Raw genomic sequence first — 15,285 nt, 5'->3', positions numbered from 1 at the left:
AGTCGTTTTCTGGAACAAACAAGGGAACGGAGTATCGTCCGGCAATGTGGCGCGCGTGACAAGCTCGCCATCGGGTTCGGCCGGAAATACAATCGCGGACGCCGGCTCCCGCCGGCCCCTCGTCGCAAGTCCCATCCTCTACGAGCCCGCAGATGCCCCGACACATGGACCATGAGGCCCTCCCACCCTTGCCGGCGACGCTCGCCAGCGGACAGGTCCATGTGTGGCACTGTGAGGTCGGCGACAGCCGCGCATTCCGCCAGGAATGGCTTTCCGCCGAAGAAAAGGCCCGGGCCGACCGTTTCTCGTTGGCAACCCCGAAAGCGCAGTTCATCGCCGGCCGCACGATCCTGCGGGCGGTACTGGGGCAGTATCTGGGGTGCGACCCGGCATCACTCGCATTCAGCATCGGCGAGTACGGGAAGCCGGCGCTTCGCGGTTCCCACGGACTGGAATTCAATATCAGCCATTCCGGCGGGCGGATCATACTGGCCCTGGCACGGGACACCCCGGTCGGCGTCGACATCGAGGCCCGGCGCCGGCTGGCCTCCCTGGACACATTGGCCCGGCGCTGCCTCGCACCTTGCGAATACGCGGAGCTCGGCGGCCTTGATACCGATGCCATGACTCGCGGCTTCCTCCGCCTTTGGGTGCGCAAGGAGGCATTGGGCAAGGCCTCGGGACGCGGCATGGCGCTGGGCCTTCAACACTGCGTGTCCAGCCTCGAAGGCCCCCCGCGCTGGCTGGAGATTCCGCCTGAATTGGGACCAGCCGGAGGCTGGTCACTCGCCGAGCTGCCGGTCATGGAAGGATTCGAGGCCGCGGTCACCGTGCACGCGGCGAATGCCCGATGCTACTGCGGCGGGATCGAATTCGAGGGCGAAAATCTGAGGTTTGAAAACCTCAAATCGCTTCTGTATTCTACGCCGGACTGCGTCTTGGGAAACGCGGCAGCGGATTCATCGCGGTACCCTTCCCGGTAAAGCTACTTGCGCCATCGATCTCCTGCTACCAGTTCGCCCGGTCGCCGTCGGCAGCGGCATCATTCGATCCACATTGAGAGACGAGAGAGATGAGTCAAGTTCAGCAGGGCACCGTTAAATGGTTCAATGAAACGAAAGGATACGGCTTCATTCAGCGCGAAAGTGGCGCCGATCTGTTCGTCCACTTCCGCTCCATCCAGGGCGAGGGCTTCAAGACCTTGAAGGAAGGCCAGCGGGTCAGCTTCGTCGAAGTCCAGGGCGCCAAAGGTCCACAGGCTGACCAAGTCAGCTTGCTCTGATTTTTCGAACCGGTCTCGGTTTCGATGTCGAAAACAGGCCCCCCGGGGCCTGTTTTTTTTCCTGCTTCACGCGCATACATCGACCGCTGGATCAAACAGCAGTCGATGGAAGGGCTTGCCACCGGCGGTGACGGGGACGAGACGGCCGATGGTCAATCGAACGATTGGGGGCATAAAAAATGCTTGGACTGACGCTACGAGAAGAATTCCGGGGCAAGCGCCTCAAGGGCACAGCCATCGAGCTGTCCAACGACCAGCACACGGGCGCGACTCAGATCGCGGCTCAGCAGTTCCTGGAGATCACCTATCCCACGCATGACCTGCTGAAAGGCATCGAGGCCGTTGGTCCCAACCAAGGACGCCCCGTGGTCGTGATCGGCGAACGCGGCCTCGGAAAGTCGCACTTGATGGCCGCGCTGTACCACGCGGTCACCGACCCAATCTCGACGAGCGCGTGGCTCAATACGTGGGCGACCACGCTGGCCGAGCCCAACCTCAGCAAGATCGCGCTACGCGACGGGATGCACGTCATCGCTGAAAGCCTGCATCGTCAGCGCTACAAGTTTCTGTGGGACGTTCTGTTCGAGAACCACCCCCACGGCACATTCATTAAGGGCAAGTGGGAGGGGCAAGGCGCGTCCAAAACGGAAATCCCTTCTGACAAGCTCATCATCGAACTGCTGGAGAACAAACCGACGATGCTGCTTCTGGACGAGTTCCAGACGTGGTACGACGGGCTCACCAACACCAAGCAGTACCCATGGAAGAACTGGGCCTTCAACTTCATCCAGATCCTTTCGGAAATTGCGAAAGAACGGCCCGACCTGCTGGTGCTGGTGATCTCGGTTCGCAACGGCGGCAGCGACGCCTACCAGCAGGTGCATCGCGTCAACCCGGTCGCCATCGATTTCAAGGCGGGCGGTAGCGCCGAGCGCATCCAGCAAGATCGCCGGCGCATGCTTCTGCATCGTCTGTTCGATAACCGCTTGCAGATCCCCAGCGGCACCATTGAATCGCTGGTCGCGCAGCACGTGGCGGAGTTCTTCCGATTGCTTGACGTGCCGCCCGCAGAGCAGGAGCGCAAGCGGCGTGAGTTCACCGAATCGTGGCCTTTCGCGCCGCACTTGCTACGCCTACTCGAAGAGCAGGTGCTTATCGCGACCGATGCGCAGGAGACGCGCGACCTGATCCGTATTCTCGCCAACCTGTACAAGAGCCGTGGCGAGGTCGTGCCGGTGCTCACTGCTGCCGACTTCCGGCTGGACGATGACGCCTCGGGCATCGGTGCATTGCTTGAAGCCGTTGCCAACCAGCATCACCGCACGCTGCGCGAGAAGGCCCAACAAAACATCATCTCGGTGCAGGAAGCGCGGCACGATCACGCCAGCATCGCGCCACACCTACAGGAAATCATCGGCGCGCTATGGCTGCGCTCGATTGCCGTCGGCAACCTCGCCGGTGCCGATCCCGCCACCCTGCAGTTGGACATCACCCGCGACAAGCCAGTGGACGACAACGCTTTCCAGGTCGAACTGGCCACCATCGTCGAGAACAGCTTCAACATCCACCAGGAAGGCACCAAGCTGCTGTTCCGCGAAGAGGAAAACCCGCGCGCCAAGCTCATGGCCTACGCGCGCAACGACAAGCTGTTCGCCGACGGCGCGGATCAGGCGCAGCTCGCCAAGCAGGTGCGCTACGTCATCGGCGGCAGCGACGAAGTCGCCAAGACCTTCCGCGTAATCGCCCTGCCGAAATCGTGGGTCAGCGATCCCTGGACTGCGCTCGATGACGCCGAGCAGCCCGACAAATGGGATGACCGTCTGCCCATCCTCGTGCTGCCCGAGGAGCCCGATAAGCTCGACGCCACGCTGGGCCGCTGGCTCAAAGACCAGTTGCAGAGGCGCCGCAACACAGTGCGCTTCTTGCTGCCGCGCGCGGGCAGCACCAATTCCTTCATGGATCGTGACTTGCTCATCCTCGCCCGCGCGGAGATGAAGGCGCAGGAATGGAGCGGCCAGAACTCCGAATACAAGAAGCTGCACAAGGAGTTCGAAAACACGCTGCGCGAAAACCTAAAAAAGCGTTTCGACCGCTTCGCCGTGCTGCAACGCTGGAACTTCGCCGACCCCGCGCAGTGCAAGTTCAGCGTCGAACGGCTCGACAAGCAGGGTTCTCAGATTCCCGAGGCCATCGAGGAGGCGCTGGCCAGCGACCTGTTCGTGCCGGAGGACTTCGAAGAACTGGTGCTCGAATACGCCGGCAACAACGAATCGGTCGGCAAGCTGCTGCGCGAGCTTCAGGAGCCGCGCCCGGCTGGTCAGGACTGCATCCCGTGGCTGGGCGAAACGAGGATGAAGGAACGCCTGCTGCGTCTGTGCGCCAAGGGCAATGTCGCCATCAACGTGCGCGGCAGGGAGTACCTGCAAACCCATCCGGGCGAAGATGAAGACGCCGCGTGGCGGCGTCTGCGCCCCAAGCTCCCGGACACGGGACGCCACCTCGACGACGTGTTCGTGATGCTGCCCTCGGCCGTGCCTGCGACCGGCGGCTCCGCGCCGCCCGCGCTGCCGTCGGGGGGTGTTCCGCCGGGAGGTGGCGCTGCCCCCACGCCGAGCGTAGCCGAACCCATCCCGGGTGGTTCTCCCGCTCCCACGCCAACGCCGACGCCGGGCGGCATATTCGGAGGCGACGGCACCACCACCAAGCCGCGCATCCTGCTGTCGAACCCCGCCACATCGCCGCTCAACCTGATCGGCAAGATCGAAAGTTGGGGGATTGGCCCGGCCACCAAGGTCGCGGAGGTATCCATCAAGGTGTCCGCCGCCACCGGCGCACAACTCAAGGAACTGCTCAAGAAGTTGCCCGAAGGCATGAGCTTTGAGCTGAGCCTCGAGAAGGAGGACGACTGATGGCACTCACCACCAGCGCGCTGCAATCGCTGACGCAAGGCTCGGACGCCGACGCTTGGCGCGTCATCATCGACCACGCGATCGGGATCGCGTCGAAACCTCTCGCCGCAGGCAACGCGCCCAGCGAGGTTGTCAAGCGCGACCGCGAAATTGGCGAGCTGGATTTGTTCCTCTCCTCCAGCGGCTGGGACTTGTGGAACACCTTTGGCGATAACGTGGAGCGCACGTCGGAGCGCCTCATGCGCTGGTGGGCACAACCTTTTGGTGCCAAGGCGGTGCTGATCCTCGACGGTCTCTCCCTGCGCGAGCTGCCGTGGCTGTTGCAGGGGGCAAAGGAGCGCGGCTTCACCACCCACGCGGTCGCTGCCTGCGCCTCCGAGCTGCCCGGCGAAACCGATGCATTTGCCCGTTCGCTCGGCTTTGCCAGCCGCAGCAAGCTCCAGAACAAAGGCGGCGGCCTCGCGCACAAGCTGCAACCTGCCGACACGGAATGCGTCGACATGCCGTGGAAGGACTGCGAAGCCCTGATTGGAAGCGCGCCGAACCAGATCTTCTGGCATCCCTGGCCAGACGCCAAGCTGCATGACATCGCGGGCCAAGGCCAAGGGCTGGAGCCATTGACCAAGGACGTGGCCGAGCAGTTGTCCAGCGACGACTTCTGGAGCTTCGTCGAACGCCTCGCCACCGGGCGACGGCTGGTCATCACCTCCGACCATGGCTACGCCGCCACCGGCTACTTCCCTGATGCCGACGGCGAGGTCGGCCAGTTCCTCAAGCAGACGTTTGGAAGCTCGCGCAGCAAGGCGGGAACCGCAGACACCGGCCCTTTCGTGCCCCCAGTGGCATTGCAGATCAACAGCCCTCACGGCACGGACCTGTTGGCCCTGGGTCGCAGGAAATGGCGCAGCCAGGGCGGCTACCCGACGTTGACGCACGGCGGACTTTCGCTGCTGGAGGTGCTGTCACCGTTTGTTGAAATTTCAAAGAATTGAGGCTGAAAATGAACCAAATACCTACGCGCCTGAAAAAGGAACCTCTGATCGAAGCCATTTGGCAAGCCCAGTTTGAGCCCAAGGAGGGCTTGCCAGTTGGCGATCTACTGCCTGGAATCTTGTATTCAGCCCTCAAGGTTGATCACCCGAATTTGCAATTGCATCGCTTGCCAACTGCGGATATTCCAGCGCCCGTCGCACAGCTCGATCCGAACCTACGGTTGTCTGCCAAGTACCGTATGGAAGAGCCTGGCAGCCCGTTCCTGTTTCAGGTTGGTGATCGTATTGTGACCATGAATTGCAGAAAACCCTATGCAGGCTGGTCTGCTTTCAAGGAAAAAATTCTGAAACTTCTGGAAGTAATCGAAAGTAGCGGCTTGGTGCCGACGCCCATGCGCCACTCGTTGCGTTATATCGACTTGCTTAGCCTTGATCCAGCTCCAGACCTTAAAGCACTGCAGGTCAAATTTCAGATTGGGCAATGGAACATAGAGAATCGACCATTGCAAATGCGCGTTGAAGTGCCCGATGGCGAATATATTCACGTCATACAAATTGCCACGCCTGCAGAGGCCAATTTACCTGAAGGAAGACTTCAAGGTTCAATAATTGATCTTGAAACGTTTTTGAGCTCACAACCGAGTGGCTGGCAGGATGTTCGAGCACAAATCGATCAGATTCATGACCGCTCAAAAGCAGTTTTCTTTCAACAATTACTGACAGCAAAAGCAATTGAACTCATGCAACCGGAGTACTGACATGCTGCCAACCACGATAGACGCGCTGAATATCCCACCTCTGTGGTATCAGGCTGTTCAACAAATTCAAGCGGCTGCCGAGCCGCCCAAGCCATCCTACCTGGATAGGATCGGCAAAGGATTCAACTACATACTTGGCACGTCCAGCACCGTAACTACGCACGTCGCTAAATTCCCCAGCATTGAGCAATTAGGCTGGAGTTCGGTTGAGGCGCTTGAGACACATCTGCGCTTCCGTAATTTCGCTGATGACTGGGACGCACCGGGCATGGAGGCATACGATGACCTGTAATCGTGGTGATGTGATCCTAGTGAGATTCCCCAATTCCGATTTGAAAACATACAAAAAACGCCCTGCGTTGGTAGTACAAGCTGATGGTTTGGCGACCGGCTTGCCGCAAAAAATCATTGCCCTGATTACTTCAAACATCGCGCGGATAGGTACGACACGCGTTCACTTCCAACACCAAAGCAAGGAAGGACAAACCATGGGCTTGCGCTCAGATTCCGTTGTCGTAACGGATAACCTCGCAACTGTTCTGGATCGTGAAGTAGACAAAACCATAGGCCATTGCCCATCCATGCACCTGGTAGATGCTGCGTTAAAACAAACGCTTGGGTTAATGTAAGCAATGGCTACCAAAAAAGAACTACTTCAACAGCAAGTCGCCAAGGCCGTCGGCGCAGGCAAGGCGGTCGCACTCGAAACCGTTGATTTCAACGACCCGAACCGGCCAAAGACCTGCCTTGAGGTCGACTTCCCCATCCTGCCGGTCAATCAGGTGGCAATCATCGAGGGCAACGCGGGCAAGCCGATCTACCAGATGTCGAAGTGGTGGGCGCGGCGACGTTCCAGCGTGTTCCGCTCGATGTTGATCGCAGCGGCAACCAAAGCGCCGGACGACCCCTCGCACGCGGCCAAACTGGTCTGGGATAACTACTACGCCAACCACCAGAAGAAGGGGGCTTTCAAGCATTTGAAGGTGGCCGACATCTTCATGGGCGGCGGTACCACGCTGGTCGAGGGCTCTCGCCTCGGCATGCAGATGGTCGGCAACGACCTCAACCCGGTCGCGTGGTTCGTGGTCAAGCAGGAACTGGCCAATGTCGATCTGGAGGAGGTGAAGCGCCTGCTCGCCGACATCAAGGCCGAGGTCAAGCCGCATATCATGCCGTACTACTACTGCGACGGCCCGGAAGGTGAAAAGGGAACGTGGACGCACCTGCCGACCCAAAAGGTGATGCCCGCCGACTTCGATCCGCTGACCATCCCACGCGAGCAGCGCAAGGACTACAAGTACGAAGGCCCGGAGATCATTTACACCTTCTGGGCCAAGCACGGCCCGTGTCAGGTGACGGGCTGCGGCCACCGCACGCCGATCATGACCAGCCCCGTGATGGCGGTGAAAACGCTCACCGTCAAGTACTGGGCACACACCTGCGGCAAGTGTGGGGCAGCCTTCGACGTCGAGGAAGAAGCCGCGCGTATGGCACCCGATGCGCCGTTCTACGTCGCGCCCACGGAAGCGCCTTACTCGGTGCTCGACCGTAAGAAGGGCGTCATCTGCCCACACTGCGGCCACACCGCGATGGTGAAGCTCGGCAAGGGCAAAAACAAAAAGGTGGAACTGAGCCTGCTGGTGCATCCGCAATGGCTGGCGGGCGAAGTCAGGCAGGATGCAACGGGCGCGCCCTACGGCGGTTCGGCCCAGGACGATGCCGCCGCCACCGCGCGCTGGAACCAGGCACGCGCTGCCAAGATTCGCTTGCTGGAGGTGCGTGGCAAGCTGCCGGGTGAGGTGACCTGGCCGGAGGCGAAAACCACGTTTCCAACAGATCGCGCCAACAAGGCAGGCAATGGCAAATTTACTTGCGCGCAATGCGGCACCACCCAAGACATTATTGCTGCGCTGAGGCCAACCGGTAAAACAGCGCCATTTGGTGCTTACGGGGTTCAAGGCTACGCACCGAAGCGAGATAAAGCCGGAATGCCGTACAGTGGTCGCTTCTTCGCAGCATTTGATGTGGCGCACGCCAAGCAGTACGACGCAGCATTCGCGGAATGGGAAGCACGCAAGAACGCTGACCTGAAGGACTACTGGCCGCAATCTGATATCCCGCCAAGCCTGCGCGCCATGATCAAAGACCTAATTGCCAATGGCCACGGTTATCAGCAATGGGCCGATATGTTCAATCCGCGCCAGTTGCTGGTGCATGCGCAACTGCTCAAGGCTATTGTCGAAGTCGGCAGCTATGACTGGAAGGTGCGCGAGTATGTGCTGGGGGCGTTTCAGAACTATTTACGCAACCAAAGTATGTTTGCCTTCTGGCACGTTAAGAAAGACCACTTTGTACCAGCGCTATCCAATAACAACTACCACCCTAAATCCACGCTGATTGAAGTTGGCGTTTTTTCACCAATGGGTTACGGTCCTTGGACGTCTTGCATCCCTTCGCTAATTGAAGGCCGCGATTGGGCCATCCATCCTTGGGAAGCGGTGAGCGCCGAGACGCTCCGGCGCACGGATGCCGCGCTGGCTGGCGAAATCAGCGGCAAAAGCGAAAAAGTCTCTCCCGGCGATCCGGTGGGTGAGGCGGAGGTATTCTGCGGCTCCTCGACCGAGCTGAAGCAGCTTGCGGACGGCGGCATCGACCTGGTTATCACCGATCCGCCGTTTGGCGGCATTCTGCAATACGCAGAGCTGGCCGACTTCTTCTACGTCTGGCTGCGCCTGGTGCTCAAGGACAAGTATCCCAACTATTTCACCGCCGAGTACACGCCCAAAGCGGTGGAGGTGGTTGCCAACCCATTCCGCGAAAAGGACGACCCGGATGGCTTCTACCAGCGCCTGCTCACCCAGTGCTGGCGCGAGGCGCATCGCATCCTCAAACCCGGCGGCATCCTCGCCTTCACCTTTCACCACAGCGAAGACGAGCCCTGGGTGGCGGTGCTGGAGTCCCTCTTCGATGCCGGCTTCTATCTGGAGGCGACCTACCCCATCCGCTCCGACGAGACCAAGGGCGAAAACGCTTCTTTTGGCGCCCAGAAGATCGAATACGACATCATCCACGTCTGCCGCAAGCGTACCGAAGAGCCCAAGCCAGTGAGCTGGGGCCGGATGCGCCGCGAAGTGATGGCCGATGTGCGCCAGTTGCAGGCCATGCTGGAGAACCACGCCAAGGAGGGCTTGCCCGCCGCCGACCTGCAGGTGATTCGACGCGGCAAGGCGCTGGAGTACTTCTCGCGCCACTACGGCAAGGTCTATGTGGACGAAGGCCAAACCCTTTCCGTGCGCGAGGCGCTGATTGGCATCAACCAGCTCATCGACGAGGACGCCAACAAAGGCATAGAACCCCCGCCGGTCAATGCCGAGCCGATCACCCGCCAGTTTTTGCGCACCTTCGGCGCTGCGTCAGAGCTCAAGCGCGACCAGTTGCAGAAGTTCCTGCGCGGCACCATTACCACGCCGGACGACTTCGTGCAACGCGGCTGGTGCAGCGAGAAAAACAAGGTGTTCATTCGCACCCATGCGCTGGACTTTGCCCGTGATTGGGTGGGCAAGCATCGCCGCCGCCTCACGTCCGATCTGGATCAAGCGCTGGTGCTGATCGGCACCTGCTTCGACGGCAGCGGCATCAACGCCTTGGATACGCTGAAGAACCAAAACTTCAGGCCGCACGTGGCGCTGAAACCGCTGCTGGAATGGTTGCACAGGAACAGTCCGGATCAGGCCAGCCGCAACGCGGCGTCGCGTGCCGTGTCGATCTACAACGGGTGGGCGGCGGCGCAGGCGGTCAAACCGACTCAGGGCACGCTGTTCGAGGAGTATGAGCTATGAATCCATACAAGGACGAAGTGCTCGAATCCATGCTGACCGATCTCGAATCGGATCGGGTGGAACGCAAGGAGTCGTTCAAAGGCAATGCGCCCCAATCCGTTCGGGAGGCGGTATGTGCGTTTGCCAATGACCTGGCCGGACATCAAGCGCCTGGCGTGGTTTTCATCGGCGCAAAAGACGATGGCACTCCGATGGTTCTGGATGTCACCGATGAGTTGTTGCGGCAGTTGGCGGACATCAAGACTGACGGCAATATCGCACCACCACCGTCCCTGCTCGTAGAGAAGCGACGGTTGGCTGGCCACGATATGGCGGTGATCACCGTCTGGCCGTGCGATACGCCGCCGGTGCGCTACAGAGGCCGCATCCATGTCCGTTGGGGGCCGCGCCGGGGGCTGGCGACTGCGCAGGATGAGCGCATTCTCAATGAACGCCGCCGTCACCGTGATCGACCTTTCGACGTGCAGCCGGTGAGCGGGGCGACGCTGGAAGAGCTGGATCGCCTGCGTTTCGAGCAAGAATACCTGCCCGCGCTGGTCGCCCGGGATGTGCTGGATGCCAACGAGCGTAGCTATACGCAAAAGCTGGCAGCCACCAAGCTGATCCTGGGCGAGGAAGAGCCCGTGCCTACCGTTCTGGGTCTGCTGGTGATCGGCAGGTCGCCCGCGGATTGGTTGCCCGGCGCTTATACCCAGTTTCTGCGTCTGGCGGGCAACGACCTGACAGCACCCATTGCCGACGAGGAGCTGATCCACGGCACCGTGGCTGACCAGATTCGCCGGCTCGAGGAAAAACTCGAAGCCCACAACTGGCGCGGCGTGCGCTTTGCGGATACGGCCACCGAAGAGCTCCGTGAGTCTTATCCCCTGAACGCGCTGCGCCAACTAGTGCGCAATGCCTACATGCACAGAAGCTACGAGGCCACGAACGCCCCGGTGCGGGTGTACTGGTTCGATAACCGCATCGAAATCCACAACCCCGGCGGCCCATTCGGCAGCGTGACGCCGGAAAACTTTGGTCAACCCGGTATGACCGACTACCGCAACCCCAACTTGGCCGAGGCACTACGGGCCTTGGGCTATGTGCAGCGCTTCGGTGCCGGCATCGCCATTGCCCGCAAGGTTCTCGGGGAACGACTGCGCTTCGAGGTACAGCCAGGGTTTGTCGCGGCCATTGTCCGGGGAGAGGACGCATGATCAGCATCGCGTTTTTCAACAACAAAGGGGGGGTGGGCAAGACCTCGCTGGTTTATCACTGCGCCTGGATGTTTACGGAACTGGGTTTTTCCGTGCTGGCCGTGGACCTCGACCCGCAGTCGAACCTGTCCATCATGGCGCTGGATGAGGAACGGCTGGAGGCGCTCTGGCCGGATGACGATCACCCGAAAACGTTGCACGGGGCGATCGCCCCACTCTTTGGCGGCACGGGAGACGTTCGCCCGGCGCATATCGAGCCGTTGTCGGAAGGACTGGGGCTGTTGGTGGGGGATTTGGCGCTCTCCCGCATCGAGGATGATTTGTCTACCGAGTGGCCGCGCTGCCTCGAAGGAAGAGAACGTGCGTTTCGCGTGACCACGGCTTTTTGGCGCGTCATTCATGAGGCTGCTACTCGGCACCAAGCAGATGTCGTGTTGATCGACGTGGGCCCGAACCTGGGCGCCATCAATCGCGCCGCGCTGGTGGCCTCTTCCCACGTGGTCGTACCGGTGGCCCCCGATCTTTTTTCTTTGCAGGGTTTGAAAAACCTCGGTCCTACACTTCGGCAGTGGCGTGCTACCTGGGAACAGGCGCTGCCCAAGGCAGCGTCCGCGTTGGGCCCATTGCCACAGGGTGAAATGACTCCAATCGGCTATGTTTTGATGCAGCACGCAGAACGACTCGGGCGTCCCACCAAGGCTTACGAGAAATGGCAAGGGCGGCTACCCGCCGCGTACCGCGAAAGCGTGTTGGGTAAAGCATCCTCGGGTTGTGAAACGCCGGATCCCAATTTGATTCATCGAATCAAGCACTACCGTAGCCTGATGCCGATGGCGATGGAAGCGCGCAAACCCATGTTCAAGCTCACTGCTGCCGATGGCGCCATTGGCGCGCACCAGAGCAACGTGCAGCAGTGCCAAAGCGATTTCACAGCGCTCGTTCATGCCATTGTCGAGCGAGCCGGTATTGAGCGGGGAGCAAACTGATGCGGCAGTTGTTGGATACGGTGTGGCAGGTTCGAGGCACCAGTTGGGTGTGGGACGAAGAGGCCCGCAACCAGATCTGCGCGGCCAGCGAGGTGTGGAGCCTGCGTCAGTTCCTCCGTGCAAAAGGAAACTGGCCAGACGACCTGCCCAGCAATGGCGGCAGAACACTGGTAGTGGCCGGGCTGGATGGCAGCCTCGACCTGCTGACGCCAGGCGATGCCGAAGCGTGGCTAGGCGATGCGATCAAGCCAGCCATCCTGTCCTTTCAGGACGAATGGGGAAGCGATGGGGCACTGGTGTTCTGGCTGCCCGGCGGCCACAACCGCGTCAGAGCGCACCCAGCCACCGATGAGGTGGGCTGGTTGTGCCACACACCTCACGGGCATCAGATCGACTTCGGTCGCATCCTGTGGGGTCAAGCCAACGAGTATCCGCAGGAAATCCTGTTGCGTGATGGCGCCAAGCCCGCTGGCCTGTTCCACCTGCGGATTACCTGAGGGCAATGCGTGACGGCAGATATTGAGTTCCAACCCGGCGAGCGCATCACCCACCCCGAGTACGGACAGGGGGTCGTCCTCGACCCGGTGCGTGACGGCTATCTGCGTGCGTTCTTCGGCATCGGCGAACGCCGGGTGCCACTAGCCTCCCTGCGGCGTGAACTCTCGCGCACCGAGCGCATTCTGCGTGCCGTGGATGGCAGTGCGGAGCGCAGTCGGAAGGCCTGGCTGTCCTACGAAGCGCACGTGTTGCCGGTAATGGAAAGCGCCTCGGCGCTGACATCGGCCAGAATCGATCTGCTGCCGCATCAGGTGGTGCTGACGCACCGCATCGCCACCGCATCACCCCGGCGCTACTTGATCGCCGACGAGGTCGGCCTGGGTAAGACCATCGAAACCGCGCTGATCCTGCGCGAGTTGGCCAGCCGGGGCGAGCTGGCGCGTGCCTTGATGGTGGTGCCTGCGGGCCTCGTAAACAACTGGCACCGAGAGTTGAACGAGGTGTTCAACCTCGACTTCGAGGTATTCGGCTCCGAGGGTGACATTACCGACCGCAAGAGCAATGCCTTCGCCAAGCACGACCGATTGATCGCCAGCATCGACACCTTGAAACGCCCGGCGCGCATCAAGCGGCTAGTGGACGCGCCACGTTGGGATCTGGTGGTGTTCGACGAAGCGCACCACCTCACTGCCTATAAGACCGGGGGCAAGGTGCGCAAGACCGAGAACTACAAGCTAGCCGAGGCGCTGAAGGATCACTCCCGCGACCTCGTGCTGCTGTCGGCCACGCCGCATCAAGGCAACCACTTCCAGTTCTGGATGCTGGTGCAACTGCTGAACCCCACCCTGTTCCGCAGCCCCGAGGAGATGGTGGAGGAGCGGCACCGGCTCAACACGGTGATGTTTCGCCGTACCAAGGCTGACGCCTGTCAGCTTGATGGCTCGCCACTGTTTGCGCGGCGATGGGTTCACACCGAGTCCTTCGTGATGAACCAGGCCGAGCGGCAGTTCTACGAGAAGCTGCGCGAGTACCTGCAGGACGGATTCGACCTCGCACGCCGGCAAGGCAACCAGGGGCGTGCGCTGGGCTTCCTGATGGCGATCTTCCAGAAAATCGCGGCCTCGAGCTTTGCCGCCGTGCGCCGCACGCTCAAGCGCCGCTTGTTGATGCTGACGCTGCACGAGGCGTATCTGCGAGACAAGGAACTGGACATCGAAGGCCGCGAGCGCCTGACCGAAGAGGCACGCGAACTGATCCACGAGGAGTTCGCCCTGCCGCGCGACAGCATCGGACGCAGCGAGGTGGATCGCGTGCTGGCCGACCTGAAGTATCGGCTGGTCAAAAAGCTGGACGAAGAGGCGCTTGAGCTGGCCTCAGACCCTTACGGCAGCGAGTATTCGGCCACACACGCGGAAGAGGCCGCGTCGGCGGTCGTGAACCTGCACCTGCCGGAAGAGCGCCTGCGCATTGGCGACCTGCTGCGGGTGTTCCCGGCAGAGCGCGAGACCAAGATGCAAAAACTGCTCGATGGCTTGGGCACGCTGTGGCGGCAAAACCCGAACGAGAAGATCGTGATCTTCGCCACCTACCTCGGCACGGTGGACATGATCGCCCGCGAAATCGAGCAGACCTTTCCCGGTCAGGGCGTCGCCGTGCTGCGCGGCGGCGACCACGGCGCGAAGGTGGCGGCGGAGCGGCGCTTTCGCCTGAAGGACGGCCCACGCGTGCTGGTCTGCACGGCGGCCGGGCGCGAAGGCATCAACCTGCAGTTCGCGCGCATTTTGTTCAACTTCGACCTGCCGTGGAACCCGATGGATATGGAGCAGCGCATCGGGCGCATCCACCGCTACGGCCAGAACCACACCGCGCAGGTCTACAACCTCGTACTGTCGGACACCATCGAAGGCCGCATCTTCCTGCTCCTCGACGAGAAGCTGACCGAGATCGCGCGCACAGTCGGCAAGGTGGATGACCAGGGCAACGTGGCCGAAGACCTGCGCGCGCAGATTCTTGGGCAGTTGTCGGAACGATTGAATTACGACCGCCTATATCAAGAGGCGCTGTCCGACCCGGAGCTGAAGCGCACGCAGGTGGAGTTGGAGGCGGCGCTGTCGAACTCCCGCGAAGCACGGCAGGTGGTATTCGACCTATTCCAAGACCTCGACGGATTCAGTCTCGACGACTACAAGCCCTTCTCGGACGTGTCGTCTAGTCTGGATCGGCTGATGCGCTTTCTGTCGGCGGCGGTCGCGGATCGCCAGCAGAAGCTGATCAAGGTGGACGATGCAACCTACGACCTCGTCACTGTGGAGGGGATTCGCCGCGCCCGTTTCACGTTGAACCGCGACACCGCCACGAGCCGAGATGATGTGGAGTTGCTCGGCCTCGACCACCTGCTGATCCAGGAAGAACTTGGACGCTGGCGTAACGTGCCGCCGGAGGATGTCGGCATTGCCGTGATGGGCGACGTGGATGAGCCGGTGTTGCTGTCGCTGTGGATGGTTGAAACATCTACAGGCAAGGGAGAACGCCGCGTGGTCGTGCAGCCGATTGCGGTCAAACAGGACGGCACGCGCGTTCCGGTGGTTGAGCGCCTGTGCGAGAAGTACCTGCAAGCATCACCCGCCGCACCGCTGTTCCGACCCGAGCAGCGAAGTGACCTGTTCACCCACGCCGTTGAGCCAGCCCTCCAACGGGAACTGAAACACAAAGGAGCCGCGAAGGGGGATGGCAGTTATTCGGCGGAGTTGATTGGATACGTTGAGATCATGAACCAGGAGGCGTGATGTTCTTCATCGGGGGTCGACAAGATCGGTAAAAGTAGG

General features: G+C 61.0%; 12 protein-coding genes. All 12 read left to right on the top strand.

Translation table 11 applies throughout. The features are described from left to right. Positions 1–152: 152 nt before the first annotated feature. The 12 genes from GNH96_RS09115 to GNH96_RS09060 all read left to right on the top strand — a co-directional run bounded on the left by GNH96_RS09115 (position 153) and on the right by GNH96_RS09060 (position 15,246). Positions 153–983 (top strand): 4'-phosphopantetheinyl transferase family protein, encoded by an 831-nt coding sequence (locus GNH96_RS09115; protein ID WP_228719783.1) that lies wholly within the window; start codon positions 153–155, stop codon positions 981–983. Positions 984–1,072: 89 nt separating this feature from the next. After that, positions 1,073–1,282 carry a cold-shock protein gene (locus tag GNH96_RS09110; protein ID WP_169603388.1) on the top strand — a complete coding sequence of 70 codons (210 nt, stop codon included), beginning with the start codon at positions 1,073–1,075 and terminating at the stop codon, positions 1,280–1,282. A 179-nt stretch (positions 1,283–1,461) separates the two neighbouring features. Continuing rightward, the gene (locus GNH96_RS09105; protein ID WP_169603387.1) at positions 1,462–4,191 is read left to right on the top strand and encodes a DUF499 domain-containing protein; all 2,730 of its coding nucleotides are present in this window, start codon (positions 1,462–1,464) and stop codon (positions 4,189–4,191) included. Beyond that, positions 4,191–5,183 (top strand): hypothetical protein, encoded by a 993-nt coding sequence (locus tag GNH96_RS09100; RefSeq protein ID WP_169603386.1) that lies wholly within the window; start codon positions 4,191–4,193, stop codon positions 5,181–5,183. The genes GNH96_RS09105 and GNH96_RS09100 overlap by 1 nt, the downstream gene beginning before the upstream one ends. 8 nt (positions 5,184–5,191) lie before the next feature. Then, the gene (locus tag GNH96_RS09095; protein WP_169603385.1) at positions 5,192–5,941 is read left to right on the top strand and encodes a TIGR04255 family protein; all 750 of its coding nucleotides are present in this window, start codon (positions 5,192–5,194) and stop codon (positions 5,939–5,941) included. Position 5,942: 1 nt separating this feature from the next. After that, positions 5,943–6,233, top strand: a complete 291-nt coding sequence (locus tag GNH96_RS09090) for a hypothetical protein (protein ID WP_169603384.1) — start codon at positions 5,943–5,945, stop codon at positions 6,231–6,233. After that, positions 6,223–6,570 (top strand): type II toxin-antitoxin system PemK/MazF family toxin, encoded by a 348-nt coding sequence (locus GNH96_RS09085; protein WP_169603383.1) that lies wholly within the window; start codon positions 6,223–6,225, stop codon positions 6,568–6,570. The genes GNH96_RS09090 and GNH96_RS09085 overlap by 11 nt, the downstream gene beginning before the upstream one ends. A gap of 3 nt (positions 6,571–6,573) precedes the next feature. Beyond that, positions 6,574–9,780 carry a DUF1156 domain-containing protein gene (locus GNH96_RS09080; RefSeq protein ID WP_169603382.1) on the top strand — a complete coding sequence of 1,069 codons (3,207 nt, stop codon included), beginning with the start codon at positions 6,574–6,576 and terminating at the stop codon, positions 9,778–9,780. After that, complete coding sequence (locus GNH96_RS09075) at positions 9,777–10,976, top strand: ATP-binding protein (protein WP_169603381.1); 1,200 nt, start codon at positions 9,777–9,779, stop codon at positions 10,974–10,976. The genes GNH96_RS09080 and GNH96_RS09075 overlap by 4 nt, the downstream gene beginning before the upstream one ends. Next, complete coding sequence (locus tag GNH96_RS09070; RefSeq protein ID WP_169603380.1) at positions 10,973–11,962, top strand: ParA family protein; 990 nt, start codon at positions 10,973–10,975, stop codon at positions 11,960–11,962. The genes GNH96_RS09075 and GNH96_RS09070 overlap by 4 nt, the downstream gene beginning before the upstream one ends. Further along, entirely contained in the window at positions 11,962–12,459 is a 498-nt protein-coding gene (locus GNH96_RS09065) for a hypothetical protein (RefSeq protein WP_169603379.1), read from the top strand. Before GNH96_RS09070 ends, GNH96_RS09065 begins: the two co-directional genes overlap by 1 nt. Before the next feature lie 9 nt (positions 12,460–12,468). Beyond that, positions 12,469–15,246, top strand: coding sequence for a DEAD/DEAH box helicase (locus GNH96_RS09060; RefSeq protein ID WP_169603378.1), 2,778 nt, complete (start codon positions 12,469–12,471; stop codon positions 15,244–15,246). The last annotated feature ends 39 nt before the right edge of the window (positions 15,247–15,285 follow it).

The organism is Methylococcus geothermalis (assembly GCF_012769535.1).
In the GTDB taxonomy this organism is placed as follows: Bacteria; Pseudomonadota; Gammaproteobacteria; order Methylococcales; family Methylococcaceae; genus Methylococcus; species Methylococcus geothermalis.
Note: the sequence above shows the minus strand (reverse complement) of the source record. Positions and strands in the feature narration are given on the sequence as shown.